The 26,158-nt window shown below is 73.8% G+C and carries 24 protein-coding genes; 12 read left to right on the top strand and 12 right to left on the bottom strand.

What is annotated here, in order from left to right:
* Positions 1 to 11: 11 nt before the first annotated feature.
* Complete coding sequence (locus tag BM064_RS07560) at positions 12 to 1,424, bottom strand: hypothetical protein (RefSeq protein ID WP_092859136.1); 1,413 nt, start codon at positions 1,422 to 1,424, stop codon at positions 12 to 14.
* Between the two features lie 172 nt (positions 1,425 to 1,596).
* Complete coding sequence (locus BM064_RS27385; protein WP_177236176.1) at positions 1,597 to 1,941, bottom strand: hypothetical protein; 345 nt, start codon at positions 1,939 to 1,941, stop codon at positions 1,597 to 1,599.
* A gap of 172 nt (positions 1,942 to 2,113) precedes the next feature.
* Here BM064_RS27385 and BM064_RS07550 point away from each other — a divergent pair, with 172 nt between their 5' ends.
* From BM064_RS07550 to BM064_RS07540, 3 genes are all read left to right on the top strand, one after another.
* Complete coding sequence (locus BM064_RS07550) at positions 2,114 to 2,710, top strand: anthranilate synthase component II (RefSeq protein ID WP_092859135.1); 597 nt, start codon at positions 2,114 to 2,116, stop codon at positions 2,708 to 2,710.
* Positions 2,710 to 3,732, top strand: a complete 1,023-nt coding sequence (gene trpD, locus BM064_RS07545; protein ID WP_092859134.1) for an anthranilate phosphoribosyltransferase — start codon at positions 2,710 to 2,712, stop codon at positions 3,730 to 3,732. The genes BM064_RS07550 and trpD overlap by 1 nt, the downstream gene beginning before the upstream one ends.
* Positions 3,733 to 3,834: 102 nt before the next feature.
* Positions 3,835 to 4,557 carry a dienelactone hydrolase family protein gene (locus tag BM064_RS07540; RefSeq protein ID WP_092859133.1) on the top strand — a complete coding sequence of 241 codons (723 nt, stop codon included), beginning with the start codon at positions 3,835 to 3,837 and terminating at the stop codon, positions 4,555 to 4,557.
* A 236-nt stretch (positions 4,558 to 4,793) separates the two neighbouring features.
* Here the strand turns inward: BM064_RS07540 and BM064_RS07535 are convergent, their stop codons facing one another.
* Positions 4,794 to 5,258 carry a hypothetical protein gene (locus tag BM064_RS07535; protein WP_092859132.1) on the bottom strand — a complete coding sequence of 155 codons (465 nt, stop codon included), beginning with the start codon at positions 5,256 to 5,258 and terminating at the stop codon, positions 4,794 to 4,796.
* A 184-nt stretch (positions 5,259 to 5,442) separates the two neighbouring features.
* On the opposite strand from BM064_RS07535, the gene trpC reads away from it, so the two are divergent.
* The 7 genes from trpC to BM064_RS07500 all read left to right on the top strand — a co-directional run bounded on the left by trpC (position 5,443) and on the right by BM064_RS07500 (position 12,147).
* On the top strand, positions 5,443 to 6,255 hold the full coding sequence (trpC, locus tag BM064_RS07530) for an indole-3-glycerol phosphate synthase TrpC (RefSeq protein WP_092859131.1): 813 nt from the start codon (positions 5,443 to 5,445) through the stop codon (positions 6,253 to 6,255).
* A 43-nt stretch (positions 6,256 to 6,298) separates the two neighbouring features.
* Positions 6,299 to 6,733 carry a cyclic pyranopterin monophosphate synthase MoaC gene (moaC, locus tag BM064_RS07525; RefSeq protein WP_245779097.1) on the top strand — a complete coding sequence of 145 codons (435 nt, stop codon included), beginning with the start codon at positions 6,299 to 6,301 and terminating at the stop codon, positions 6,731 to 6,733.
* 29 nt (positions 6,734 to 6,762) lie between these two features.
* Positions 6,763 to 7,965 carry a molybdopterin molybdotransferase MoeA gene (locus tag BM064_RS07520; protein WP_092859129.1) on the top strand — a complete coding sequence of 401 codons (1,203 nt, stop codon included), beginning with the start codon at positions 6,763 to 6,765 and terminating at the stop codon, positions 7,963 to 7,965.
* Positions 7,966 to 8,136: 171 nt separating this feature from the next.
* Complete coding sequence (gene lexA / locus BM064_RS07515) at positions 8,137 to 8,829, top strand: transcriptional repressor LexA (RefSeq protein ID WP_092859128.1); 693 nt, start codon at positions 8,137 to 8,139, stop codon at positions 8,827 to 8,829.
* A 441-nt stretch (positions 8,830 to 9,270) separates the two neighbouring features.
* Positions 9,271 to 10,248: a TRAP transporter substrate-binding protein gene (locus BM064_RS07510; protein ID WP_092859127.1), complete on the top strand. Its 978-nt coding sequence runs from the start codon at positions 9,271 to 9,273 to the stop codon at positions 10,246 to 10,248.
* A 7-nt stretch (positions 10,249 to 10,255) separates the two neighbouring features.
* Complete coding sequence (locus BM064_RS07505) at positions 10,256 to 10,843, top strand: TRAP transporter small permease (RefSeq protein ID WP_218160976.1); 588 nt, start codon at positions 10,256 to 10,258, stop codon at positions 10,841 to 10,843.
* The gene (locus BM064_RS07500) at positions 10,840 to 12,147 is read left to right on the top strand and encodes a TRAP transporter large permease (RefSeq protein ID WP_092859126.1); all 1,308 of its coding nucleotides are present in this window, start codon (positions 10,840 to 10,842) and stop codon (positions 12,145 to 12,147) included. The genes BM064_RS07505 and BM064_RS07500 overlap by 4 nt, the downstream gene beginning before the upstream one ends.
* A gap of 221 nt (positions 12,148 to 12,368) precedes the next feature.
* Here BM064_RS07500 and BM064_RS07495 read toward each other — a convergent pair whose 3' ends face one another.
* Together BM064_RS07495 and BM064_RS07490 are read right to left on the bottom strand one after the other, a co-directional pair.
* Positions 12,369 to 13,988, bottom strand: a complete 1,620-nt coding sequence (locus BM064_RS07495; protein WP_092859125.1) for a hydantoinase B/oxoprolinase family protein — start codon at positions 13,986 to 13,988, stop codon at positions 12,369 to 12,371.
* Positions 13,988 to 16,060, bottom strand: a complete 2,073-nt coding sequence (locus tag BM064_RS07490) for a hydantoinase/oxoprolinase family protein (protein ID WP_245779084.1) — start codon at positions 16,058 to 16,060, stop codon at positions 13,988 to 13,990. Before BM064_RS07490 ends, BM064_RS07495 begins: the two co-directional genes overlap by 1 nt.
* Positions 16,061 to 16,336: 276 nt before the next feature.
* On the opposite strand from BM064_RS07490, the gene BM064_RS07485 reads away from it, so the two are divergent.
* On the top strand, positions 16,337 to 17,695 hold the full coding sequence (locus tag BM064_RS07485) for a PQQ-dependent sugar dehydrogenase (protein ID WP_177236175.1): 1,359 nt from the start codon (positions 16,337 to 16,339) through the stop codon (positions 17,693 to 17,695).
* Here the strand turns inward: BM064_RS07485 and BM064_RS07480 are convergent.
* The 7 genes from BM064_RS07480 to cobU all read right to left on the bottom strand — a co-directional run bounded on the left by BM064_RS07480 (position 17,634) and on the right by cobU (position 24,857).
* Positions 17,634 to 18,413: an SDR family NAD(P)-dependent oxidoreductase gene (locus BM064_RS07480; RefSeq protein ID WP_092859122.1), complete on the bottom strand. Its 780-nt coding sequence runs from the start codon at positions 18,411 to 18,413 to the stop codon at positions 17,634 to 17,636. The two genes, BM064_RS07485 and BM064_RS07480, sit on opposite strands and share 62 nt — an antisense overlap.
* 321 nt (positions 18,414 to 18,734) lie before the next feature.
* Positions 18,735 to 19,646: an N-carbamoyl-D-amino-acid hydrolase gene (locus BM064_RS07475; RefSeq protein ID WP_092859121.1), complete on the bottom strand. Its 912-nt coding sequence runs from the start codon at positions 19,644 to 19,646 to the stop codon at positions 18,735 to 18,737.
* 10 nt (positions 19,647 to 19,656) lie between these two features.
* The gene (locus BM064_RS07470) at positions 19,657 to 20,898 is read right to left on the bottom strand and encodes a diaminopropionate ammonia-lyase (protein ID WP_092859120.1); all 1,242 of its coding nucleotides are present in this window, start codon (positions 20,896 to 20,898) and stop codon (positions 19,657 to 19,659) included.
* 180 nt (positions 20,899 to 21,078) lie between these two features.
* Positions 21,079 to 22,119 carry a TRAP transporter substrate-binding protein gene (locus BM064_RS07465; RefSeq protein ID WP_092859119.1) on the bottom strand — a complete coding sequence of 347 codons (1,041 nt, stop codon included), beginning with the start codon at positions 22,117 to 22,119 and terminating at the stop codon, positions 21,079 to 21,081.
* Between the two features lie 28 nt (positions 22,120 to 22,147).
* Positions 22,148 to 23,431 (bottom strand): TRAP transporter large permease, encoded by a 1,284-nt coding sequence (locus BM064_RS07460; protein ID WP_092859118.1) that lies wholly within the window; start codon positions 23,429 to 23,431, stop codon positions 22,148 to 22,150.
* Positions 23,431 to 24,000 (bottom strand): TRAP transporter small permease, encoded by a 570-nt coding sequence (locus BM064_RS07455; protein ID WP_092859117.1) that lies wholly within the window; start codon positions 23,998 to 24,000, stop codon positions 23,431 to 23,433. Before BM064_RS07455 ends, BM064_RS07460 begins: the two co-directional genes overlap by 1 nt.
* 305 nt (positions 24,001 to 24,305) lie before the next feature.
* Entirely contained in the window at positions 24,306 to 24,857 is a 552-nt protein-coding gene (cobU, locus tag BM064_RS07450) for a bifunctional adenosylcobinamide kinase/adenosylcobinamide-phosphate guanylyltransferase (protein WP_092859116.1), read from the bottom strand.
* A gap of 223 nt (positions 24,858 to 25,080) precedes the next feature.
* On the opposite strand from cobU, the gene cobT reads away from it, so the two are divergent.
* Positions 25,081 to 26,112 carry a nicotinate-nucleotide--dimethylbenzimidazole phosphoribosyltransferase gene (gene cobT / locus BM064_RS07445; protein ID WP_092859115.1) on the top strand — a complete coding sequence of 344 codons (1,032 nt, stop codon included), beginning with the start codon at positions 25,081 to 25,083 and terminating at the stop codon, positions 26,110 to 26,112.
* Positions 26,113 to 26,158 lie beyond the last annotated feature (46 nt).

Below are 26,158 nucleotides of genomic sequence, written 5' to 3'. Positions count from 1 at the left end.
CGCCGCCCGCCTCAGTCCACGCCGCGCCGCGCCTTCCGGCGGCGGCGCAGCCCGTCGACGCCCAGGGCCGCGACCATCAGCCATTCCGGCGCGATCGTGTGGCGCATCCGGTTCTGCTCGACGCCGTTGGCGACATGGGAGGCGGCGGTGAAGGCCGCCACCTGCAGGGTCAGCGCCATCGCCAGCCCCCTCCGCCGCCCGAACAGCCCGCAGGCGAGCCCGCCCAGCCCCAACGCCGCGATCGCCAGGAACAGCGCCAGCAGCCCCCAGCCCTCCGCCCCCTGCGCCTCGGGGGGCGGGGTGCGGGAGACGTCGGGGATCGGCATCCGCTCCCACCCCAGCGGCGCGTAGTTGGGATACTCCCAGCTCCACAGCCGGTGCGAGGCGACCAGCGCCGCGCCCCGGTCCAGCAGCCAGCGGCCGGGGCGGGAGAGGATCTCGTCCGCCGCCATCGCCACGCACTCGCGCGAGCGCGCGATGATCGCGGGGTCGTGCACGGACTTGTCCCGCTCCGCCGCCGGGCCGGGCAGCCGGCCCTCGCGGTGGGCGGCCTCGACGTCCGCGATGGCGCCGCGGAACAGGCAGCGGTCGCGCTGCTCGGGGCTCAGCCAGGAGACGGTCTGCGACAGGTTCATCCCCATCCAGGAGCCGTTCGAGAACAGCCCGTGGCGGTGAAAGTTCCAGACCGAGGGCGCCAGCGCCAGCGCCAGGGCCGCGGCGAAGGCGACCAGCGGGACCGGCCGCAGCGCCCGGCGGCGGTCGACCAGCACGAGGGCGGCGAAGGTCACGCCGATCCAGGCCGGGTGGAACAGCGGCCAGGTCAGGCACAGCAGCGCCGAGATCGCCAGCGCCGCGACCGCTCCGCCTCCCGCCCCCCGGGCGAAGGCGGCGAGCGCGAAGGCCCCGCCCGTCGCCAGCGCGCAGCAGATCTGCGCATAGAGCGCGAAGGTCTCGTAGAAAAGCGGCCCCGGCGACAGCGCGAACAGCGCCGCCGCCCCCCAGGCGATGCCCCGCGCCGCGCCTGCGAGCCGCAGCGTCCCCCAGATCAGCCCCGCCACGACCGGCGTCAGCGCCATGTGCAGCGCCAGCAGCCCCCGGCTGACGCAGAGGTTGTCGGGCCCGCAGGCCTTCACGAAGAGCCCCAGCACCAGGTTCCACAGCGGCGGCTGGGAATGCAGCCCGAGCAGCGCGCCGGGGAGGTCGGCGTCGAGCTCGGCCAGCGTCAGGTTCTGCCACAGCGCGTCCACGACCGCCGGGTCGACCGCGAGGCCCTCCCCGTAGGCCGCGACCCGGATCAGCGCGAAGGCCGCCAGGATCAGCCCCGCGGCCAGCGCGTCGGCGCGCTCCGGGCGCAGCGCCGCGAAGGGCGAGGGCGCGGCGGGTCGCCGCGCGGGGGGCGCGATCTCGGGCGAGGCGTCGGTCAAGCGGCGGCGTCTCCTGGCGGGGGTCCGGGGCTCCTGTCGCCGCGGCGCGCCGCGCCGGCCGACGGAGCGCGACCCTCGCCGGCGAACCGGGCGCAACAAGGGCGCGATCGGGGCGCGGCCGCGCCCGCACGGTCCTGGCCGGGACCGGGGCGCGGACCGCCCGCCGCCGCGCTCACTCGGTCGCGGCGGTTCCCGGGGTGGAGGCGGCCCCGCCCGTCGAGGGCGCGGGGTCCGAGGCCGCGGGCGCCGGGTCCGAGGCCGGCGCGGGATCCGAGGCGGGCGCAGGACCCGAGGCGGGCGCGGAAGCCGGGGCCGGCGCAGCGGGCGCGGGGTCGGAGGCCGGGGCGGCGGGCGCGGGGTCGGAGGCCGGCGCAGCCGGCGCGGGATCGGAGGCGGGCGCGGGCGTCGCGGCCGCGGGCTCGGGCGCAGGCGCGGGCCGGGGCATCGGGAAGGCGAGGGCCGCGGCCACCGCGGCGACGGCGCACAGGAAGACGCCCATGATCAGTCCGCGAAGCATTCGGGTCGGCTCCCTCTGTGAGATCGTCGCAGCTCGCCCCGCGCGCGGCCGGACCTCGCCTTGACGGGCGCCGGGGCATCCGCGACATGTATAGCCGCCGCGCGGGCGGCATGGCCAGTTCGGCGCACGCATGGCGCCGCAGGGTCATCGAATTCATCGAGGAGGACCGGGGATGCTGCTGCTGATCGACAATTACGACAGCTTCACCTGGAACCTGGTCCACTACGTGGGCGAGCTGGGGGTGGAGACGAAGGTCATCCGCAACGACGACATGTCGGCGGCGGAGGCCCTGGCGCTGAAGCCCGCCGCGGTGATGCTCAGCCCCGGGCCCTGCGACCCGGACCGGGCGGGCATCTGCCTCGACATGGTCGCCGCCTGCGCCGCGGCGCGGATGCCGCTCTTCGGCGTCTGCCTCGGCCACCAGACCATCGGGCAGAGCTTCGGCGGCCGGGTCCTGCGCTGCCACGAGATCCTGCACGGCAAGACCTCGGCCGTCTCCCACACCGGCGAGGGGATCTTCGCGGGCGTGCCCCAGGGCTTCACCGCCACCCGCTACCACTCCCTCGTGGTCGAGCGGCAGACCCTCCCCTCGGTCCTGCAGGCGACCGCCTGGACCGAAGACGGGACGATCATGGGCCTCTCGCACCGGGAGCTGCCGATCCACGGGGTGCAGTTCCACCCCGAATCCATCGCCTCGGAGCACGGGCGCACGATCCTCGCGAACTTCCTCAGCCTCGCGGGCATGTCGCCCCTGAAGGCGGCCGCCTGATGTCGGAGAAGCTGCGGCCGCTGATCGGCAAGGCCGCCGACGGCCCCCTGACGCGCACCGAGGCCGAGGGCGCCTTCGATGCGATCATGTCGGGCGACGCGACGCCCGCCCAGATCGGCGGCTTCCTGATGGCGCTGCGCACCCGCGGCGAGACGGTCGAGGAGATGACCGCCGCCGTCGCCGTCATGCGCTCGAAGATGACCCGGGTGCGGGCCCCTGACGGCGCGATCGACATCGTCGGCACCGGGGGCGACGGCAAGGGCACGCTCAACATCTCCACCGCCGCGGCGCTGGTGGTGGCGGGGGCGGGGGTCCCGGTCGCCAAGCACGGCAACCGCAACCTCAGCTCGAAGTCCGGGGCGGCCGACGCGCTCTCCCACATCGGGGTGAACGTGATGGTGCCGGCGGAGGTGGCGCAGCAGGCGCTGGACGAGGTCGGGATCGCCTTCATGATGGCCCCCATGCACCATCCCGCGATGCGCTTCGTGGGCCCGGCGCGGACCGAGCTCGGCACCCGGACGCTGTTCAACCTGCTGGGCCCGATGACCAACCCCGCGGGCGTGAAGCGCCAGCTCACCGGCGCCTTCTCGACCCGCTGGCTGCGCCCGATGGCCCAGACCCTGGCCAGCCTGGGGACCGAGCGCGCCTGGCTGGTCCATGGCGGCGACGGCACCGACGAGCTCTCGATCGCCGCCGCCTCCTCGGTGGTGGAGGTGGACGCGGGCGCGCTGCGCGAATTCGAGCTGCACCCCGAGGACGCGGGCCTGCCCGTGCATCCGTTCGAGGCCATCGTCGGCGGCACGCCCGAGGAGAACGCCCGCGCCCTGAACGCCCTGCTGGGCGGCGCGCCGGGGGCCTATCGCGACGCCGTGCTGCTGAACGCCGCCGCGGGCCTGCTGGTGGCGGGGCGCGTGAGCGCGCTGACGGCGGGCGTGGCGCTCGCCGCAGAGAGCATCGATTCGGGCGCCGCGCGGGGCAAGGCCCAGGCGCTGGCCCGGATCACCGCCGCCGCCAAGACCTGAGGCCGGGGGGCGGCCGAGGGGGGCGTCGAGCCCCCCTCGGCCGCGCGCGGCTGCGCGCGCCGGCCTGCGGCAGGCCGCGCGCCCAACGGGAGGAGACCGCACATGAAGCTGACCACCGCGCCCCTGCGCTACACCGACGGCGAGACCGAGTTCGAGGGCTTCTGGGCCGCGCCCGAGGACCTGGCCGGGCCCGTGCCCGGCGTGCTGATGGCGCCCGCCTACGGCGGCGTCGGCGAGCAGATGAAGCTCAACGCCGAGCGGGTGGCGAAGACCGGCCGGCCGGTGCTGCTGCTCGACCCCTACGGGATCGAGTCGATGGCCGACGCCTCGATCGACCCGATGCAGCGGATGCAGGGCATGGTCGCCGCCCGCGGCCTGCTGCAACGCCGGCTGCTGGCCGCGCTCGACGCGCTGAAGGCGCGGCCGGAGGTGGACGCGGCGAAGACCGCCGTCTGCGGCTACTGCTTCGGGGGGCTCTGCGCGCTGGACCTCGCCCGCGCGGCGCCCGAGGGGCTGCTGGGGGCGGCGGCGCTGCACGGCGTGCTCTCGCCCAGCGGGCTTGCGGCGAAGACGATCGCCGCCTCGGTGCTGGTGCTGCACGGCTGGGACGATCCGCTGGCGACGCCGGACGCGGTGCTGGCGCTGGCCAAGGAGATGGATGCGGCCGGGGCCGACTGGCAGATCCACGCCTACGGCGGGGTCGTGCATGCCTTCACCACGCCGCAGGCGGCGACGCCGGGGCGGGCGGTCTACGACGCGAAGGCCGACCGGCGCTCGTTCGCGGCGATGACCGACTTCTTCGCGGAGGTGTTCGGGGAGGTCTGAAGAGGCCGCTCCCGACTCACCCAAGAACAAGGCGCCCGCGCCTGTCCTCCGGATCCGTCTCTCGCTGAAGATGCCTGAGCGACTCGGGTCCCCCGGTCAAGGACGAGCCCGCGCAAGCGCGGGTCGCTTCGCGATCCTTGACCGGGGGACCCGAGTCGCCCTGATCGGCATCAGCGAGAGACGGCTCCGGAGAACAGGCGCTGCCGGGGGCGCATGGGGCCGGGGGGCGCGCGCGGCTAGCGGCGGAGCGACTTGATCTGGGCGATGCGCGCGGCGTCCTTCTCGGGCGTCAGCCAGCGGCCGCGCTCCATGATCTCGAGCGTGTATTCGCGCAGCGTCAGGCCGCACTCGGCGGCGTATTTCAGGCGGCGGCGCAGGACCTCGGGGCGCGGCGGGGTCCAGGCCTCGGCCTGGGCGCGGCGCCAGGCGTAGACCAGGAAGCCGCCGTGCAGCGGCGGGCCCTGGTTGTGGCCGCGCGAGGGCGTCGCGTCATGGGGCGGCGGCGGGTCGAAGGCCGCGGCGGCCGCCCGGCTGCGCGGGCGCGCGGGCGTCGCGGCCGGCTGCGGGGGCTCGGCGGCGCCCAGCGGCCGGGCCGAGAGGACCCGGCGGCCCGGGCGCGCCGACGTCGCCTGGGCGAGGTCCGGGCCAGGCCCCGCCGGCGCGGCGGCCTGCGTCCGACGCGCCGGCGGGGACGCCGGCACGGACGGGGATCCGTCGTCGGGAACGAGGGGCCTGGAAACGAGTCGCGCCATGCCTTGGCATAGCGCGTCCGCGCCCGGCTTTCACGTGCCGCGGAGGGTCGCAGGCGCCGCCCTCCGGCGCCGATGTCGCGCCCGGTCGCCACGGCGCTTTCCATCCGCGCCGCCGCGCGTTAACACGCGGGACATGAGCGACATCCTCGACCGCATCCGGGCCTACAAGCTCGAAGAGATCGCCGCCGGCAAGGCCCGGCTGCCCCTCGCCGCCGCCGAGGAGGCCGCCCGCCGCGCCGAGGCGCCCCGCGGCTTCGCCGAGGCCCTGCGCCTGAAGCAGGCGGCCGGCGGCTACGGCCTGATCGCCGAGATCAAGAAGGCGAGCCCCTCGCGGGGCCTGATCCGGGAGGATTTCGATCCCCCCGCGCTGGCCCGCGCCTATGCCGCGGGCGGGGCCGCGTGCCTGTCGGTGCTGACCGACGGCCCCTCCTTCCAGGGCGCGCCCGAGTATCTCGAGGCCGCGCGCCGCGCCGTCACCCTGCCCGCCCTGCGCAAGGACTTCCTGTTCGACCCCTGGCAGGTGATCGAATCCCGCGCGCTGGGGGCGGACTGCATCCTGATCATCCTCGCCGCCGTCTCCGACGATCTGGCCCTCGAGCTCGAGGACGTGGCGCTGGCCTGGTCGATGGACGTGCTGATCGAGGTCCATGACGAGGCGGAGATGGAGCGGGCGCTGAAGCTCTCCTCCCCCCTCGTGGGGGTGAACAACCGCAACCTGCGCACCTTCGAGACCGACATCGCCACCACCGAGCGGCTGGCCCCGATGCTGCCGCCGGACCGGCTGCTGGTGGCCGAATCCGGTCTCTTCGCCCCCGCGGACCTCGCCCGCATGGCGAAGGCCGGCGCGCGCAGCTTCCTGATCGGCGAGAGCCTGATGCGCCAGGCCGACGTCGCCGCCGCCACCCACGCGCTGCTGGCCGACCCCCTGCCCGCGGACGAGGTCTGAACCCGTGGCTCTGACCCATTTCGACGCCAAGGGCGACGCCCAGATGGTCGACGTCTCGGACAAGGCCGAGACCACGCGGATCGCCGTCGCCCGCGGGGCCGTCGAGATGCAGCCCGAGACGCTGGCCCTGATCGCCGAGGGCCGGGCGAAGAAGGGCGACGTGCTCGCCGTCGCCCGCCTCGCCGGGATCATGGCCGCCAAGCGCACCGCGGACCTGATCCCGCTGTGCCACCCGCTGCCGATCTCCTCGGTGACGCTGGAGCTGACCTGCGTGCCCGAGACCTCGCGCGTCGAGATCGAGGCGCGGGTGAAGACCACCGGCCGCACCGGCGTGGAGATGGAGGCGCTGACCGCCCTCTCGGTCGCGCAGCTGACCGTCTACGACATGGTCAAGGCCGTCGACCGCGGCATGAAGCTGGTCGACGCCCGCGTCGTCCTGAAAGAGGGCGGCAAGTCCGGGCGCTGGGAGGCCGAGTAGCCCTCCGCGCCCTCCTCCCGGAGGCCCCGATGATCCCCACCGCCGAGGCGCTGACGCGCATCCTGTCGCTGGTCTCCCCCGTGACGGGGACCGAGCGCGCGCCCCTGCTGGAGGCGGCGGGCCGGGTGCTGGCCGCCCCCGCCCGCGCCCGGCGCACCCAGCCCCCGTTCGCCGCCTCCGCGATGGACGGCTACGCGATCCGCGGCGAGGGGCTGCGCCCGGGCGCCGAATTCCGGGTGATCGGCGAATCCCAGGCCGGCCTGCGCTTCGCCGGCGAGGTCGGCCCCGGTCAGGCCGTGCGCATCTTCACCGGCGCCCCGGTCCCGCAAGGCGCCGACCGGGTCCTGATCCAGGAGGACGCCGAGCGGCTGGAGGACGGCGGCGGCGAGCGCATCCGCGCCCGCGAGACCCTCGACGCCGGATCGCACATCCGCCCCGCCGGCGGCGACTTCCGCGAAGGCGACGCCCTCCCGGCCCCCCGCCGCCTGACGCCCCGCGACATCTCGCTTCTGGCCGCGATGAACCTGACCGAGGTCGAGGTCCTGCGCCGCCCGGTCGTGGCCATCGTCGCCACCGGCGACGAGCTGGTCGAGCCCGGCGAGACCCCCGGCCCCGACCAGATCGTCAGCTCCAACAGCTACGGCCTGCACGCGCTGCTGGCCGCCCGCGGGGCGGCGCCGCGGCTGGCCCCGATCGCGCGCGACACGATGGAGAGCCTCGCCGCCGCCTTCGCCTCGGTCGCGGACGCCGACCTGGTGGTGACGCTGGGCGGCGCCTCGGTCGGCGACCACGACCTGGTGGGCCGCGCCGCCGCCGAGGCGGGCCTCTCGCTCGACTTCTGGAAGGTGAACATGCGCCCGGGCAAGCCGCTGATGGCGGGCCGCCTGCCCGGCGGCCGGCCGCTGCTGGGCCTGCCCGGCAACCCGGTCTCGGCCATGGTCTGCGCGCAGCTCTTCCTGCTGCCGGCGGTGGACGCGCTCGCGGGCCTGCCCGCCGCCGCGCCCCGCCGCCTGCCCGCGCGCCTCGTGGAGGGCGTCGGCGCCAACGGCCCGCGCGAGCACTTCGCCCGCGCCCGGCTGGAGCCCGGCCCCGACGGCCTCGGCGTGCGGGTGCTGGGGCGCCAGGACAGCTCCCTGCTCTCGGTCCTGGCCGAGGCGGATGCGCTGGCGGTACTGGCGCCGAACGCGCCGGCGATGGCGGCGGGCGAGGCGATCGAGGTCATTCCCCTGTGATTTCCCGGCCCCGCCGGCGTTCCGTTTCGTTCAGAGACCATAACCCGATGGTTGACACAAAACGGGAACGTATGTAGAACCTGAGGCCGTGGCGGCGCCTTCGCGGCGCGGAATCCATGCCGCGACGCGGAACGGACCGTGATCGCGCAGGCTTTGGGAGGACCGTGACGGATGCTGACCCGCAAGCAGCTCGATCTCCTGCGCTTCATTCATGAGCGTGTGCAGCGCGACGGGGTCTCGCCGTCCTTCGACGAGATGAAGGAGGCGCTGGACCTGCGCTCCAAGTCCGGCATCCACCGCCTGATCACCGCGCTGGAGGAGCGGGGCTTCATCCGCCGCCTCGCCCACCGCGCCCGCGCGATCGAGATCGTGAAGCTGCCCGAGAGCCTGGGCGAGCTGCCGCCCGCCTTCGCCCCCAAGGTGATCGAGGGCGGCGCCGGCAAGCCCGCCCCCGCCGTCCCCGCCTTCCCGGAGGCGGAGTTCGGCGCGGTCCCGCTGATGGGCCGCATCGCCGCCGGCACGCCGATCTCGGCGATCCAGCACCAGGAGCGGGAGGTCGGGGTTCCCCTCGACATGCTGCGCCGGGGCCGGGAGCACTACGCGCTTCAGGTGAAGGGCGACTCGATGGTCGACGCCGGGATCCACGACGGCGACCTGGTGGTGATCCAGCGTCAGGACACGGCCGACAACGGCGACATCGTGGTGGCGCTGGTCGAGGACGAGGAAGCGACCCTCAAGCGTCTGCGCCGCCAGAACGGCATGATCGCGCTCGAGGCCGCCAACCCCGCCTACGAGACCCGCCTGTTCCGCGCCGATCAGGTCTCGATCCAGGGCCGCCTCGTCGGCCTGATCCGCACCTACTGAGCCGCGGGGCCTCGCCCCCCGCGCAGCCGCGCCGGCCTCGGCACGCCGCCCGCCCCGGTCCCCCGCGCCACAAGCCCCCCCGGGAGCGCCTGTTCTCCGGAGCCGTCTCTCGCGGATGCCGAAAAGAGCGACTCGCCCGAAGGGGTCAAGGATCGCGCAGCGACCGCGCTTGCGCGGCTTGTCCTTGACCCCTTCGGGCGAGTCGCTCAGGCATCCATCAGCGAGAGACGGCTCCGGAGGACAGGCGCGGGCTTGTTCTTGGGTGAGTCAGGAGCCCGCCGGAGGCGCCCCCCTCGCCCTCCTCGCGACGCCCCTCATGAGCGCCCCCAGCCAGGCCCGCCCGCAGGGCGCCTGCGCCCCCGCCCCCCCTTGGCATGTCGTTTGCTAGCGAAACATCGGGCGGCCAGCAAGCGCCGCGGGCTTCACGACAGGGAGCGCACCATGTTCGCCAACCGGAAATTCCTCGCCGCGGGGGCCGCGGCCCTGGCGCTCGGCCTCTCCGCCGCCGCCGCGCAGGCCCAGACCTGGATCATGGCCTCGGGCTACCCCGAGGACAATTTCCTCACCCAGAACATCCGCCTGTTCATCGAGGAGGTCGAGGCCAACACCGACCTGACCATCGACCTGCAGTCCAACGACACGCTGATCAAGCTCGACGCGATCAAGACCGCCGTGCAGCGCGGCCAGGTGCCGATGGGCGAGATCCGGCTGGGCGTCTACGGAAACGAGGACCCGATGTACATCCTCGCGGGCGTGCCCTTCATCGCCCCCACCTACGAGGACGCCTGGCGCCTGAAGGAGGCCCAGAAGCCCTATTTCGCCGAGAAGCTCGAGGCGGCGGGCCTGATGGTCCTGTTCTACCAGCCCTGGCCCGGCCAGGGCTTCTACACCAAGACGCCCGTCGAGACGCTCGCGGACTTCGAGGGCAAGAAGCTGCGCATCTACTCCACCGCCACCCAGAAGATGGGCGAGATGCTGGGCTTCCAGGCCACCATCCTGCCCTTCGCCGAGATCCCGCAGGCCTTCTCGACCGGCCTGATCGAGGCGCTGTTCACCTCGCCCCAGACCGGGATCGACATCCAGGCCTGGGACAACACCGACTACTTCACCTACGCCGGCGCGATCTATTCCAAGAACGCGGTGATCGTGAACAAGGCGATGTTCGACGGCCTGCCCGAGGACGCGCGCACCGCGATCCTCAACGCGGCCTCGCTCGCCGAGGAGCGCGCCTGGAAGATGTCGGCCGAGACCACCGAGGCCCAGATCGGCATCCTCGCCCAGAACGGCATGACCACCACCGACGCGCCCGAGGCGATCATGGCCCGCATGCGCGAGATCGGGAAGACGATGGTCGAGGACTGGCGCGCCACCGCCTCCCCCGAGGCGATCGCCGTGCTCGACGCCTACCTCGCGCAGTGAGGCCGGCGTGACCGGAACGCCCGAGGGCCCGCAGGGCTTCGCCGCCGTCTCCGCCCCCGTCGCCGGCCCCCGCGGGCCGCTGCGGCGGGGGCTCGACGCGCTCTATCTCGTCTCCGGCGCGCTGTCGGGGCTGTTCCTGGTCGGCATCGCCGTGACCATCGTCGCCCAGGTGGTCGCGCGCCAGCTGGGCGGAACCATAGACTCGACCGAGACGGCGGGGTTCTGCCTCGCCGCCTCGACCTTCCTCGGACTCGCCTACGCGTTCCGGCGCGGCGCCCATATCCGCGTCACCCTGCTGATCGGACGCGCGCCGTCCGGGCCCCGCCGCTGGCTGGAGCTGTGGTGCGTGGCCTTCTCGATCCTCGCGGTGGCCTATTTCCTGTGGTGGGCCGTCGACCTCGTCTGGTTCTCCTGGGCCTTCGACGAGATCAGCCCCGGCCTGATGGCGATCCCGCTGTGGATCCCGCGCAGCGCCATGGCGCTGGGGGCGGCGGTGTTCCTCATCGCGCTTGTGGACGAGTTCGTCTCGATCCTGCGGGGCGTCGTCCCCTCCTACGAGGCGAATGCCGAGCATGTGCTGGAGGGGGGCGAATGAGCGATCCGGGAACCGTCGCCGTCGTGCTCTTCGCCGTGATGGGCCTGCTGCTGGCCTCGGGCGTCTGGGTGGCGGTGGCGCTGACCGCCGTGGGCTTCGTCGCGATGTACTTCTTCTCGGCGGCGCCGGCGGGCTCGCTGCTCGCCTCGACCGTCTGGGACGCGAGCTGGAACTGGGCGCTGACCGCGCTGCCGCTGTTCATCTGGATGGGCGAGATCCTGTTCCGCACGCGCCTGAGCGAGGACATGTTCCGCGGCCTCTCCCCCATCGTCGGCCGCCTGCCGGGCGGGCTGCTGCACGTGAACATCCTCGGCTGCGGGGTGATGGCGGCGGTGGCGGGCTCGTCGGCCGTCACCTGCGCCACCATCGGGCGGATGTCTGTGCCGGAGCTGACCAAGCGCGGCTACGATGAGCGGCTGATCATCGGCACGCTGACCGGCTCGGGCACGCTGGGGCTGCTGATCCCGCCCTCGATCATGCTGATCGTCTACGGGGTGGTGGCGCAGGTCTCGATCAGCCGGCTGTTCATCGCGGGCGTGGTTCCGGGCGCGATGCTGATCGCGCTGTTCATGGGCTACGTGGCGATCCGGGCGAAGCTGGACCCGAGCCTCGCGCCCCCGTTCGAGGAACGCCTCAGCTGGCGCGAGAAGCTCGCCCGCTCGCGCCTGCTGATCCCGGTGGCGCTGCTGATCTTCCTGGTGATCGGCTCGATCTACGGCGGCTACGCCACCCCGACCGAGGCGGCCACCATGGGCGTGCTGGGCGCGCTCGGCCTTGCGGCGGCCTCGCGCACGCTGAGCCTGACGAGCTTCATGGACGCGCTGATGGCGGCCGTGCGCACCTCGACGATGATCGCGCTGATCCTGGCGGGGGCGGCGTTCCTGTCGATCGCCATGGGCTTCACCGGCGTGCCGCGGGTGATCGCGGCGGAGGTGAAGGCGTGGAACCTCAGCGCGTGGGAGCTGCTGGCGGTGCTGACGCTGCTCTACATCGTGCTGGGGTGCTTTCTGGACGGCGTCTCGATGATGGTGCTGACCGCCTCGGTGGTGCTGCCGATGGTGAAGGATGCCGGCATCGACCTGCTGTGGTTCGGCATCTTCACGGTGATCGTGGTCGAGATGGCCCAGATCACCCCGCCGGTGGGGTTCAACCTCTTCGTGCTGCAGGGGCTGACCGGGCGGGACATCCTGAAGGTCACCCGCGCCTCGATGCCCTTCTTCGCGCTGATGCTGCTGGGGATCGTGATCATCACCGTGTTCCCCGGCATCGTCACCGCGCCGGTGAGCTGGATGATCTCCCGGTAGGGCGCATTTCAATGCGCCATGGCGGGCGGCGCGCCGGAAGCGCCGCGTCGGCCGTCGCGCCCGTGGGGGGCGTTCGGCTCGCGGCGCGGGGCGGGCGTCGCGCGCGGGGGCAGGGGCGCCCGGGGCGGGCGTCAGGAGCCCCCCGCCGCCGGCGCCCCGCCCGCCGCGCGCCGCGGGCGAGAGCTCGCCCCCGGCGCGCGCGAGGCGCGGCGCCTCCGCGCTCAGCGTTTCGCGGTGACGTAGCCCTCGGCGAGGTCGCGGGCGACCGCCTCGGCCGGGCGCTCCGCGGCCGGGCCGATGCCGCCGCCGCCGGGGGTGTTGACGATCAGGCGGTCGCCCGGCGGCACGGTCTGGAAGCCCTTGCCCTTCAGCGTGCGCCCCGAGGCCAGCGCGACCGAGCCCGCCTCGCCGTCGCCGCCCCCGTCCACGCCGCGGGCGGGGTGGTCGATGCGGTCGAAGGCGGCGAGCAGCTCGAAGGGTTTGCCGATGCGGCTCTCGACCTCGATCACCTGGCCGAGGCCGCCGCGGGTGCGGCCCGCGCCGCCGCTGTCGGCGCGCAGTTCCTTGCGGCGGAAGACGAGGGGGGTGATCGCCTCGGCGATCTCCACTGGCGTGCCCTTCACGCCGGAGGGGTAGGCGGTGGCGGAGAGGCCGTCGCGGGACGGCCGCGCCCCGGTGCCGCCGTTGGAGGTGACGGCCATCGAGAACCCGTAGTTGCCGTCGCTCTCGGCCGCCACGCCGCGGACGTTGAGGTTCCACAGGCACGAGGTGCCCTCGGCCGGGACCCGCGTCGGCACCGCCTGGCGCAGGGCCCCGAAGACCACGTCCGGCAGCATCTGCCCGATCACGTGGCGCGAGGCGACGGGCGCCGGCTTCACCGCATTGAGGATGCAGCCCTCGGGCGCCGAGACGGTCAGCGGCCCGAGGCTGCCGGCGTTGTTGGGCACGCGGGACGCCACCACGCAGCCCAGCCCGAACACCGTGTAGGCGGTGGTGTAGCTCATCGGCACGTTGATCCCTCGCGGAGACTGCGGGCCGGTGCCGTCGAAGTCCACGTGGATGCCCTCGTCATGCACCGTCACCGTGCAGGCGAGCGTCACCGGCGCGTCGTAGCCGTCCACCGTCATCGAGGACGCCCAGGTTCCCTTCGGCAGGGCCCGCACCTCCTCCAGCACCGCCTCGCGGGAGCGGTCGAGGATGTGGGTCGCCAGCGCATCCAGGCTTTCCAGCCCGAACTCGCGCATCATCGCCTGCAGGCGCAGGCAGCCGACGTCGTTGCACGCGGCGAGGGAATACACGTCGCCCTCGGTGTCCACCGGCAGGCGGGTGTTGGCGCGGATCATCGCGAGCAGGGTCTCGTTCAGCTCGCCCTTCGAGGCGAGCTTCAGGAACGGGATCGACAGCCCCTCCATGAACACGTCGGTCGCGTCCGGGCCGAAGCCGATGCCGCCGATGTCCATCAGGTGGCTGGTGCAGGAGAACAGCGCCACCAGGCGCCCGTCCAGGAAGCAGGGCGTGGTCAGAACGAAGTCATTCAGGTGTCCCGTCCCCATCCAGGGATCGTTGGTGATGTAGATGTCGCCCGCCTCCATCGTCTCCGGCGGGAAGCGGTCGAGGAAGTGGCGCACGCTCTCGGCCATCGAGTTCACGTGACCCGGCGTGCCGGTCACCGCCTGGGCCAGCATCCGGCCCTCGACGTCGAAGACGCCGGCCGAGAGGTCTCCGCATTCGCGCACGATGGGGCTGAAGGCGGTGCGCAGCAGGGTCTGGGCCTGCTCCTCGACCACCGCGATCAGGCGGGACCACATGATCTGGAGCTCGATGGGGGACAGATCGCTCATCACAGGACTCCGTTGGCGGTCAGGACCAGGGCGCCGCCGCCGTCCACCATGGCCGAGAAACGCTCGGTCACGAAGGTGGTGGTGGTCGGCTCGACGATCATCGCGGGGCCGGGGATCGAGGCGCCGGGCGCCAGCGCCAGGCGGTCGTATTCGGGCACGCTGCGCGTCTCGCGCAGGCCGGTGTCGAAGATCAGCCGCTCGCGCACCGGGACGGGGGTCGAGGGGGCGGGCGCCGCGGGCGGGGCTTCGGCCGCCGGGGTCTCGGCCCCCACGGTCACCGACCAGGACAGGATCTCTATGGTCGCGCCGGGGATGTGGCGGGCGAAGAGGCGGTCGTATTCCGCCTCGAACGCCCGGCGCATGGCCTCGGCGTCGTCGGCCGTGACGGCGCCGGGGGGCAGCTCCACCGCGATCTCGTGCCCCTGCCCGCGGTAGCGCATGAAGGCGGCGCGGCGTTCCCGGGTCGCCTCGGCGCCCTCGGCGAGCGCGGTCGCCTCGGCCGACATCGCGTCCAGCAGCGCGTTCGCGAGATCCGGATCGAAGGCGTCGAGGCGCATGTAGCGGCTCTGCAGCAGCTCGTAGGCCACCGGCGCGCGCAGGAACCCGATGGCCGAGCCGACGCCCGCGTCCGCCGGGATCATCACCCGGCCGAGCCCCAGCTTCTCGGCCACCCGGGCGGCATGCAACGGCGCCGCGCCCCCGAAGGCGATCAGCGTGTGGTCGGCGAGCGTCGCCCCCCGCTCGACCGCATGCACGCGGGCGGCGTTGGACATGTTCTCGTCCACGATCTCGGCGATGCCCCAGGCGCCCATTTCCGGGCTCAGGTCCAGCGGGCCTGCGATCGACTGGGCGATGGCGGCCAAGGCGCGCCCCACGTCCAGGTCGAAGGCGAAGCGGTCCGGCGCGATCCGGCCCAGCGCCACGTCGGCGTCGGTCACCGTCGCCCCGGTCCCCCCGCGCCCGTAGCAGGCGGGCCCCGGCTCGGACCCCGCGCTCTCGGGCCCCACGGCGATGGATTTCGTGGCGTCCAGCCGGGCGATGGAGCCGCCGCCCGCCCCGATCTCGATCATCTCGATGACGGGGATGCGCAGCGGGAAGCCCGAGCCCTTCATGAAGCGCGCCGAGCGGTCGACCTCGAAGGTGCGGGCCGACAGCGGCTCCCCCTTCTCGATCAGGCAGATCTTCGCGGTGGTCCCGCCCATGTCGAAGGACAGGACCTTGTCCTCGGCGCGCGAGGCCGCGACGTGGGCCGCCAGGATCGCGCCCCCTGCGGGCCCGGATTCCACCAGCCGCACCGGGAAGCGGCAGGCGGTGTCGACGCCCGCCAGCCGGCCGCCGGAGGTCATCAGCCGCATCGGCGCGCGGCAGCCGCGCTCGGCCGCCGCCGCCTCCAGCCGGCGCAGGTAGCCCGCCATCAGCGGCTGCACGTAGGCGTTGGCGACCGTGGTCGAGGTGCGCTCGTATTCGCGGATCTCCGGGCAGACCTCGCAGCTGAGCGACACCGCCAGCTCCGGCGCTTCCGCCTCCAGGATCGCCCGCACCCGGCGCTCGTGGGCGGGGTTGGCGTAGCTGTGCAGGAAGGCCACCGCCACCGCCGTCGCGCCCGAGGCCCGGATCGCCGGGACCAGCGCCCGCACCGCGTCCTCGTCCAGCGGCGTCAGCACGCCGCCCTCGACGTCCATCCGCTCGACGACCGTGAAGCGGCGGGATCGCGGAACCAGCGGCGCCGGCTTCTCGATATCGAGGTCGTACTGGTCGAAGCGGCTTTCGTCCGCGATCTCCAGCACGTCGCGGAACCCGTCGGTGGCGATCAGGGCGGTCTTCGCCCCCTTCCGCTCGATGATCGCGTTCGTCGCCAGCGTGGTGCCATGCACGAAGCTGGTCACCTCCCCCCAGCCGGCGCCGGCGCGCGAGAGCGCCTGCTCGGCCCCCTCCAGCAGCGCGCGCTCCGGCGCGTCATGGGTGGTCAGCACCTTGGTCGAGACCCGCTCGGGCCCGTTCGGACCGGTGCGCTCGACGACGATGTCGGTGAAGGTGCCGCCGATGTCGGCGGCGAGGCCGAGGGCGGTCACCGCGGGACCTCCGCTTGCAGGCGGCGGGCGGGGCGAGGGGCGGGTCTGGGGGCGGGGCGCGTCATGCCGCGATCCTAGCAAGCGCCGTGCCATGGGGAAGCCGTTCCGGCGCCGGACGCCGGGCTTGGGGCGTGGAGCGTGGAGCGTGGAGCGTGGAGCGTGGAGCGTGGAGCGTGGAGCGTGGAGCGTGGAGCGTGGAGCGTGGAAACGCTGGCGCGACGGGCGACGCCGGGGCAAGCTGACCGGCGTCCGATGTTTTGGGACCGGGGACTTTCGATGACGAAGCGGCTTGTGCGAGGCGCCCTGCGCGGCGCCGCGGCGGGGACCATGCTGACGGCCTGCCTGAGCGCCGGCGCGGCCCAGGCCGGGCGGCTCGACCTCGCGCCCGTCGCGGGCCTCGACGTCGAGAGCTTCGTGATCGACGCCGTGGCGCTGCCGGGCCAGCCCGACCGGATCGCGATGCTGGAATATTCCGGCCGCGTCCTCGTGGTCGACCGCGCCGCGGGGACCACGCAGGTGATGCTCGAGGCGGCGGTGGTCGACGGCGTCGACCTTGGCGCCTCGAGCGCCTCGGGCGCCTTCTCCATCGCCCTGGCGCCGGACTTCGCCGACAGCGGGCGGTTCTATCTCTCGGGCGCCACCGTCGACCGGCGCAACGTGGTGGTGGAATACGCCTCCTCCGGGCTCGTCGCCGACCCCGCCTCCCAACGGCGTGTGGCGACCATCGAGGCCCGGCCCGACGGCAGGCCGGGCCTGCACTACGGCGGCGCGATCAGCTTCGACGACGCCGGCATGCTGTTCCTGACCACCGGCGACAGCAACGGCGCCTTCGCGGGCGACGCCGGCCCTTCGCAGGACGTGACCAGCCGGCTGGGCAAGGTGCTGCGCATCGACCCGCGCGGCGACGCCTATCCCGACGACCCCGCGAACAACTACGCCATCCCGGCCGGCAATCCCGACTTCGGCCCCGGCGCCGACCCCGCCCTCTGGGCCATCGGCCTGCGCAACCCGTTCAAGGGCAAGCACGACCCGCTCTCGGGCCTGTTCCCCGTGGCCGACGTGGGCGAGAACGCGCGCGAGGAGGTGAACCTGATCGCGCCCGGCGGCAACTACGGCTGGGCGGCGTTCGAGGGCTCGGCCCCCGGCGCGGGGGACCTGAACCCGGAGGTCCCGCCCCTCGATCCGGTCTTCGAATACGTCTGGGCGGACAGCGGCGCGCGGGCCTCGATCACCGGCGGGCTCGTCTACCACGGGCCGCTGGCGGCGCTCGACGGGCGCTACCTGTTCTCCGACCTGCTGGGCTGGGGCGCGATCGGCGAGGGGCCGCCGGTGTGGTCGCTGGCCTTCGAGGGCGGGGCGGTCTCGGCCGCGACGCTTTGGGAGACGGTCGAGCGCTCGGGCGCGCTCTCGCGCACCGTGGGCTTCGGGCAGGACGGGGCGGGGCGGCTCTATCTCTTCGACCAGGACGGCGACGTGTTCGAGGTCGCCTCGGCCCTCGCCGCCCCCGTGCCCCTGCCCGCCGCCGGCCTGACGCTGGCGACGGGGCTTTCGGCGGGGCTGGGTCTGCTCGCGCTCAGGCGAAGGCGGCCGGCCCCAGCAGGGCGCCGGCGTCCATCTGCATCAGCTCGCCGGTGATCGTGCGGGCGTCGAGCGCCAGGTACATCGCCCCCGCCGCCACGTCCTCGGCCGTGCACACGTCGCCCAGCGCCGAGCCCTTCGCCGCCCGGTCGCGGATCGAGACGGCGGACTGCTCCCCCAGGCTCTGCCGGAACCAGCGCGTGTCGATCATGCCGGGCAGGATAGCGTTGACCCGCACCCGCGGCGCCAGCGCGCGGGCCAGCGACAGGGTCATCGTGTTCAGCGCCCCCTTCGAGGACGCGTAGGGAATCGAGCTCCCCATCCCCGTGACCGCCGACATCGAGGAGATCGAGACCACCGCCCCCTTCCCCGACGCCTTCAGCATCGAAGCCGCCGCCCGCGTCATCCAGAACGCGCCCTTCAGGTTCACGTCCATGATCGCGTCGAAGTCGTCCTCGGTCACGGTCTCGAGGTCGCCCAGGCTGATGAAGCGCGTGGTGCCTGCCGCGTTGATCAGCACGTCGAGCCGCCCCCAGCGCGCCTCGACCTCCCCCGCCATCCGCCGGCAGTCGGCGTCCGAGCCGACCGAGCCCTGGATCGCGAAAGCCTCGACGCCCTTCGCCCGGCAGGCCTCGGCCACGCCCTCGGCCTCCGCGGCGGAGCGCGAGTAGTTGACGGCGACGGCGAGCCCGCGCTCGGCCAGCATCAGCGCCGAGGCGGCGCCCACGCCGGTGCCGCCGCCGGTGACGAAGGCGACGGGGGTTGAATGGGGCATGGGGGGTCCTCTCCTGCTGCCGCGGCGCTGCTCCGGCCGCGCTTGGCGCGCAGGATGACCGGGCGGAGCGCCCGACGCCAGCCCCTTGCGGACCGGCCGACAGGCAAGCGCCCTGCCCCGCCCGCCGCAAGCGCCCGGCTCGAAGCCGCGCGCCCGCCCCCGGCGGGCCGGGGTGGGCGGGCGGGAGGCGCGCCGGGGGCGGGCGCGCGGCCGGCCGCAGGCGCGACGCCGCCGGCTCCCCCCGATCCACGCCTGCGCCCGGCGCAACCCGAGGGCCAGAGGCCCCGGGTCGGGCCCGGGGCGCGCCCCGCCGTCGCCCGCTCAACCCTTCTTCGCGGTGATCGCGCCGTAGTCGCCGGGCTCGCGATGCGCCTTGAAGTCGAAGATGTTCGCCCGGATCTCGGCGCAGCGGTCGAGGTCGATCTCGGCCGAGATCACCTCGTCGCCCACGGTCTGGGCCTTCGCCACGATCTCCCCCGTCGGCGCCACGATCACCGAGCCGCCGATCAGCTCCGAGCCCTCTTCCATCCCCGCCTTCGCCACCGCCACCGCCCACAACCCGTTCTGGTAGCAGCCCGCCTGCACCGAGAGCTCGTTGTGGAAATGCTGCAGGTGGTCGTGCTCGGGCGCCGGCGGGTAGTGCAGGGGCGTGTTGTAGCCCAGCACGACCAGCTCCGCCCCGCCCAGGCCCAGCACGCGCCAGGTCTCCGGCCAGCGGCGGTCGTTGCAGATGCAGATGCCCATGCGGCCGCCGAACCCGTCGACCACCGGCCAGCCGAGGTCGCCCTTCTCGAAATACTTCTTCTCGAGATGCTGGAACGGCCGCCAGGGCTGGTCGTCGAAATGCCCCGGCAGGTGGATCTTGCGGTATTTCGAGAGGATCTCGCCCGACGCATCCACCAGGATCGCGGTGTTGAAACGCCGCCCCTCCGGCGTCCTCTCGGCGTAGCCGAGGTGGAAGCCGATCCCCAGCTCGCGCGCCAGCGCGAACAGCGGCGCGACGGCGGCGTTGGGCATCTCGGTCTCGAACCAGGCGTCGATCTCGGCCGGGTCCTCCATCCACCAGCGGGGGAAGAAGGTGGTCAGCGCCAGCTCGGGGAACACCACCAGCTCGGCGCCGCGGGCGTGCGCCCGGCGCATCAGCGCGCAGAGCCGCGCCACGGCCGAGGCGCGGTCCTCGTCCCTGGCGATGGGGCCGAGCTGCGCGCCGGCGACGATCAGCTTGCGGGACATGGCGGTCTCCTCAGGCTCGGGCCGCGCGCACCTGGTCGGCGCTCAGGCCCACCAGCTCGACGTAAAGCTCGGGGTCGGTGTCGCCCTCGGTGCCGAACAGCAGCACCCGGCTGTCGGGGCCCAGACCCAGCGCCCGGGCCGCCCGCGGGTCGGCCAGCGCGTTGACCAGGGCGGCCAGCCCCGCCACCGCGCTCTCGCCCGCCACGATGGCGGGATCGCCGGCTTCGGGTCGGGCCAGCCGGTTCATCGCCTCGACCGCCGCCGCGTCCGGCGCCGTCATCGCCGCGTCGCCGTGGTCCTTGAGCACCTCCCAGGCGAGCGCCGAGACCTCGCCGCAGGCGAGCCCCGCCATCAGCGTGTCGAGCGCCCCGTCCACCGCCGTGGGCCTGCCCGCCACGATGCTCTCCAGCCAGCAGGCCGCGCGATCCGGATCGGCCAGCACGATCGTCGGCCGCGCCGCGCCCCAGCGCCTGACGGCCTGGGCGGCGACGGCCGCCGCCAGCCCGCCGACGCCGGTCTGGATGAAGACATGGGTGGGGGGCTCGGCCAGGGCGTCGCAGGCCTCCGCCGCCATCATCTCGTAGCCCTGCATGACGTCGCGCGGCACGTCCATGTAGCCGGGATAGGAGGTGTCGGAGACCACGAACCACCCCTCGCGATCCGCCGTCGCCTGCGCCTCGCGCACGCTGTCGTCGTAGTTGCCCGCGCAGCGGCGGACCTCGGCGCCATAGGCCTCGATGGCGGCCTTGCGCCCCTCCGAGACCGTGGCGTGGATGAAGATCACGCAAGCCGCCCCGAAGTTGCGCGCCCCCCAGGCGACCGAGCGGCCGTGGTTGCCGTCGGTCGCGCAGCACACGGTCGTCGCCGCGGCCGCCTGCGGATGGGCGACCGAGACCACCTCCTCCATCGAGACGTCGCGCCCCAGCGTCTCGGAGAGCCGTTTCTGCAGCAGCCGCGCCACCGCATAGGCCCCGCCCAGCGCCTTGAAGGAGCCCAGGCCGAAGCGCCCGCCTTCGTCCTTGTAGAGGAGTTCGCCCACCCCCAGCGCGCCCGCCAGCGCCGGCAGCGAGACCAGCGGCGTGGGCGCATAGCCGGGCCAGGAGGAGATCGTCGCCCGGGCGGCCGCGAAGGCGGCGTCGGACAGGATCGCGTCCTGCGCCGCGGTCCAGGGCGCGTCGCGGGAGGCGAGAGGGTTCAGGGCCAGCGCGAAATCCTTCGCGTCGCCCATCCGGCGGTCGATCACGGCGGTCATGTCCTCGGCTCTAGTCTCGGTTCGACGCTGCGGCAAGCCTCCCTGACGGCGCCTGCCGCGGGCCGCGGGAGGCCCCGGGTCAGGCCCGGGGCGCCCCGCGCGGCGGGCGGGAGGGCGCCTTCCCCTCCGCGCGTCCTGCGGCCGCGCAGGGTCCCCCGGGGCCCTCGGTTTCGGCGGCGCTCAGAACGCGCCGTTCTCCTCCTCGACCGAGGCGAGCAGGCTGTCGAGCATGGCGATCCCCGCCTCGCCGTACTGCGCCTCGATCAGGGCGCGGACGGCGGGCTGGGCGGCCTCGGCGAACCTGGCCTGCTCCTCGGGCGGGACCACGTTGACCTCCATCTTCGCGGCCAGCGCCGGCAGGCCCTTCTCCGAGGCCTCGATCACGCGCGACATGGACCGTCCGGCCTCGGTGGCGACCTCGGAGGCCCAGTTCACCAGGTACTGATGCTCCGGCGACAGCCCGTCGAAGAACGCCCGGTTCATCGTCCAGATGTAGGGCGTGATCACATGGTTGGTGATCGAGAGATATTTCTGCACCTCGTCGAACCGGGCGAAGGCGATGATCGGCACCGGGTTCATCTGCCCGTCGGCGACGCCGGTCTGCAGGGCGGTGTAGACCTCGGCCCAGGGCAGCGGGGTCGGCTGGCCGCCCAGCGAGGCGATCATCGCCTCATGCGTCGGCAGGGTCATGGTGCGGATGCGCAGCCCCTGCATGTCCGCCACCGTCTCGATGGGCTTCTTCGAGTTGGTGAAGGCGAAGAACCCGCCCGAGTCGATCAGCCCCAGCACCTTCAGCCCGGTCGCCCCCTCGAGGTCGGCGACGAAGGTCCGCCCGAAGTCGCTCTCCTTCGTGATGACCTTCGAGGCGACGCCGATGTTGGGGAAGGCGAAGGGAATGTCGAAGACCCCGACCAGCGGATAGTGCTGGGCCATGCCGCCGGACGACGAGATCGTCGACTCCACGATCCCCGCCCGCACCTGGTCGACGACCTCGTCGTCCTTGCCGAGCTGCCCGTTGGGAAACAGCTGCACCTCGATCGCGCCGTTCGAGGCGGATTCGACCAGGCTCTTGAACACGGCGGCCATGGCGCCGGAGTGGGAGGCGAACGGATCCTCCGGGTTCAGGTGCGCGACCCGGATCGTGACGTCGGCGGCCAGCGCCTGGCCGGCCAGCGCGACGGCCGCCGCGGCGCCCGTCAGGGCGGTCTTGAGAAAGGACATGGCGGTCTCCCGGCTGGGGGGCGCGTGCTCAGAGGCCGAGCAGGCGGGGAATGAACAGGGTGAGGTCGGGCCAGTAGGCGATCACCAGCAGGATCCCGACCTCGGCGAGGATGAAGGGCCACAGCTCCTTCGCGATCGCCTCGACCTTCTCCCCGGTGACGGAGGCGAGCACGAAGAGGCAGGCGCCCACGGGCGGCGTCATCAGCGAGATGTTGAGCGCGAGGATGATCATGATCCCCGCATGGACCGGGTCCATGCCGATCTTGACCGTCAGGGGCGCCAGCACGGGGGCGAGGATGATCAGGGTCGCGTTGATGTCCATCACCAGCCCGATCAGCAGCAGCAGCGCCAGGATCAGGGCCACGATCACCACCGGCTCCGACGACACCGACAGCATCGCCGCCGCGATCGCCTGCGGGATCTGGTTGAAGGTCATCCACCAGCCCAGGATGGTGGCCGAGGCGATGATCAGGAAGATCGCCCCGGTGATCCGGGTGGTCCGCACGCAGACCTCGTAGAGGTCGCGCCAGCTCAGCGCCCGGTTCACGAGCCCGCCCACGACCAGCGCATAGGCGACCGCGATGGCCGCCGCCTCGGTCGGCGTGGCGATCCCGCCGAGGATCGAGCCCAGGATGAACACCGGCAGCAGCACCGCCAGGAACCCCTCGCGCAGGGCCTGGATGACGATGCGGAAGGACGGGCGCCCCTCGCCCTTCGGCAGCCCCTTGCGGCGCGCGGTCAGGGCGATGACGCCCATGCAGATCGCGCAGATCAGCAGCCCCGGCAGGATCCCCGCCGCGAACAGCCCCGCGATCGAGACGCCCATGATCGAGCCGTAGATGATCGCCAGCGTCGAGGGCGGGATCGTCGGCCCGATGATCGACCCGGCCGCCGTCACCGCGCAGGCGTAGGGCCGCGAATACCCCGCCTTCTGCATCGCCGGCGCCAGCGTGTTGCCGAAGGCGGCGGCATCCGCCGTCGCCGACCCGGTGATGCCTGCGAACATCACCGAGGCGACCATGTTGGAATGCGCCATCCCGCCCCGCATCCAGCCCACCAGCGCCTCGGCGAGCTTCACCAGCCCCTGCGTGATGCCCGAGCGGTTCATGATCTCGCCCGCCAGGATGAAGAACGGCATGGCGAGGAACGGGAACAGGTCGAGCCCCGCGAACAGCCGGTCGGGCGCCATCGTCATGAAGCGCGGACCCATGTCGAGGATGCCGATCATCCCCGCGATGCCGATCGCGAAGCCCACCGGCATCCCGAAGGCGAGGAACCCGAAGAAGGCGAGCGGAACCAGGTAGATGCCCATCACGCGTCTCCTTCCAGCCTGCGGCCCGCGTCGGGCGTCGCGGCGCCCACGGTTTCGGGCGCGGCCTCGGCGAACCAGTCGTGCACGATCATCAGGCCGAGCTGCACGCAGGCCAGGAAGGCGGCCAGCGGCACGCCCAGGTAGGGATAGCCCTTGGGGATCGCGTAGATCATCGTCAGGCGGGAGAAGCCCCGCTCGGCGAAGGCGATCCCGTACCAGAAGAGGGCGGCGAAGAAGGCGAAGGCGCAGAGGTCGAAGGCCACCGCCAGCCAGCGCCGCACCGGGGCGGGGAGGCGGGCGAACAGGAACTCGACCCCGATGTGCTCGCGATGGGCGACCCCCGAGCTGACCGCCAGCAGCGCCATCCAGATCATCAGGTAGCGGGCCAGCTCCTCGGTGAAGGTCAGGGGCAGCGGGATCGCGTAGCGCACCGCCACGCCCAGCCAGACGTCGAGCACAAGCAGCGCCAGCAGCGCCACGCAGGCGCGCTCGACGACCCAATTGACCCGCAGGCTCCAGCGCCGCGCGGCGGCGGCGATCGCGGCGGATCGGGTGGGGCGGATCGGCATGGACGCGGGACCTCCCGGCGGTGGACGCAGGCGAAGCTCAAGCAGGATTCGGGCCAGCCCCCCGGACCGGGGCCGATCCGGGCGCCGCAAGGGCGCCGGGGGCCGGCCCCGGGCATTCCGGCAGAGCCCCCTGCCCAACCGGCGCCCAAAGGCCCAATCGGCGCCCACCCTCGTCCGCCCCGCCCGCGGCCGGCGGGAGGCCCCGGCTCGGGGCTGGGGCGCCCTGGGGGCGGGTCGGAGGGTCCGGAGGCGTTCTCCGCCGGGTCGTGCGGAGGCCAGGGCGGCGCCCGGGCGCGCCGGGAGCATCAGGCGGGAAGCGCGCCCTTCAGGACCAGCGGCAGGCCGGCGGCGACGAAGATCACGTCGTCGACCGCCGCCGCCGCCGCCTGGTTCAGCCGCCCCTGCGCGTCGCGGAAGGCGCGGCCGAGAGGGGTCTCGGGCACCAGGCCCAGGCCGAGCTCGTTGGAGACCAGGATCACCGGGCGCGGCGCCTGCGCCAGGGCGGCCAGCAGCGCCGCCGTCTCCGCCTCCGGGTCGCGGTCGTGGTGCATCAGGTTCGAGAGCCACAGCGTCAGACAGTCGACCAGCAGCACGTCCGGCGCCGCAGGTCCCGGCGCGGCGGCGGCCAGCGCGAGGGCGGCGGGCAGGTCCAGCGGCTCCTCCACCGTCGACCAGCCCTCGCCCCGCTCGGCCTTGTGGCGGGCGATGCGGTCCTCCATCTCGGCGTCGAAGGCCTGGCCGGTGGCGAGGTAGACCCGCGCCGGCCCCAGCGCCTCGGCCCAGCCCTGCGCGCACGAGGTCTTGCCCGAGCGCGCGCCCCCCAGCACCAGCGCGTGCCGCGCCTTGGTCTGCGCCATCACCGATCCTCCCGACAGCGTCCTGCGCCCACCCCTATGCGCTTGCGCCCGCCCAGGCCAGAGGGGCGGGCCGGAGGGGGCGTCGGGATCCGCCTCCGCGCCGTCGCTGGCCGAGCGCCGCGCGCGAGTCGACAGCTGTCGACCCGGCCCCCGCGGCTCGTCTTGCGCGGGGGCGCCGCCGCCCGTAGGGTCCGCGCCGATCCAGACGCTGCAGGAGCCCCCGATGCAGGACCTGACCCCCGCCGACGCCCTCGCCTGCGATCCGCAGCTCGCCGCCGCGATCCGGCGCGCGATCGACGGCAAGACCAAGCCGCTGGGCGCGCTGGGGCGGATCGAGGACCTCGCCGCCCGCATCGCCGCCCTGAAGGGCACCACCGAGCCGTCGGTGGAGACCTGCGAGCTGATCATCTTCGCCGGCGACCACGGCATCGCGGCGCAGGGCGTCTCGGCCTTCCCGCAGGCGGTGACGGCGCAGATGGCGCTGAACTTCCTCGCCGGCGGCGCGGCCGCCAACGTCTTCGCCCGCGCCACCGGCGTGGACCTGAAGGTCGTCGACACGGGCATCGCCGAGGCCATCGACCACCCCGACCTGATCGACCGCCGCATGGGCCCGGGAACCGCCGACAGCTCCCAGGGCCCGGCGATGACGCCCGGGACGCTGGCGAAGGCGATCGCCGCGGGGCGCGCGCTGGCGGAGGGCTCGGAGGCCCACGCGCTCGCCTTCGGCGAGATGGGCATCGCCAACACCGCCTCCGCCTCGCTGGTGATCCACAAGCTCTCGGGCCTGCCGCTCGACCTGCTGACCGGGCGGGGCACCGGGCTCGACGACGCGGGCCTGACGCGCAAGCTCGCGGTGCTGGAGCGGGCCGCCGCCCGCACCGGGGCGCTGACGGCCGAGCAGGCGCTCGCCGAATACGGCGGGTTCGAGATCGCGATGATGGCCGGCGCGATGATCGGCGCGGCCGGGCTGCGCAAGGTCGTCCTGGTCGACGGCTTCATCGCCACCGCCGCCGCCATGGCCGCCCGCGCGCTGGAACCGGGCTGCGAGCCGGCCTTCGTCTACTGCCACCGCTCGGCCGAACTGGGCCACCGCGCCGCGCTCGACCACCTCGGCGGGCAGGCGCTGCTGGAGCTGGACCTGCGCCTGGGCGAGGGCACCGGCGCCCTGCTCGCCTGGCCGCTGGTCAAGTCCGCCGCCGCGATGCTGCGCGAGATGGCGAGCTTCGAGAGCGCCGGCGTCTCCGGCAAGCTCTGAGCGCGATGCGCACGACAGGCCCCCGCGGGGCCGTCCGAGGCCGGCG

This window comes from Albimonas pacifica (assembly GCF_900113695.1).
Taxonomy (GTDB): Bacteria; Pseudomonadota; Alphaproteobacteria; order Rhodobacterales; family Rhodobacteraceae; genus Albimonas; species Albimonas pacifica.
The sequence above is the reverse complement of the archived record's forward strand: the minus strand, read 5'-3'. Positions and strand labels throughout refer to the sequence as shown.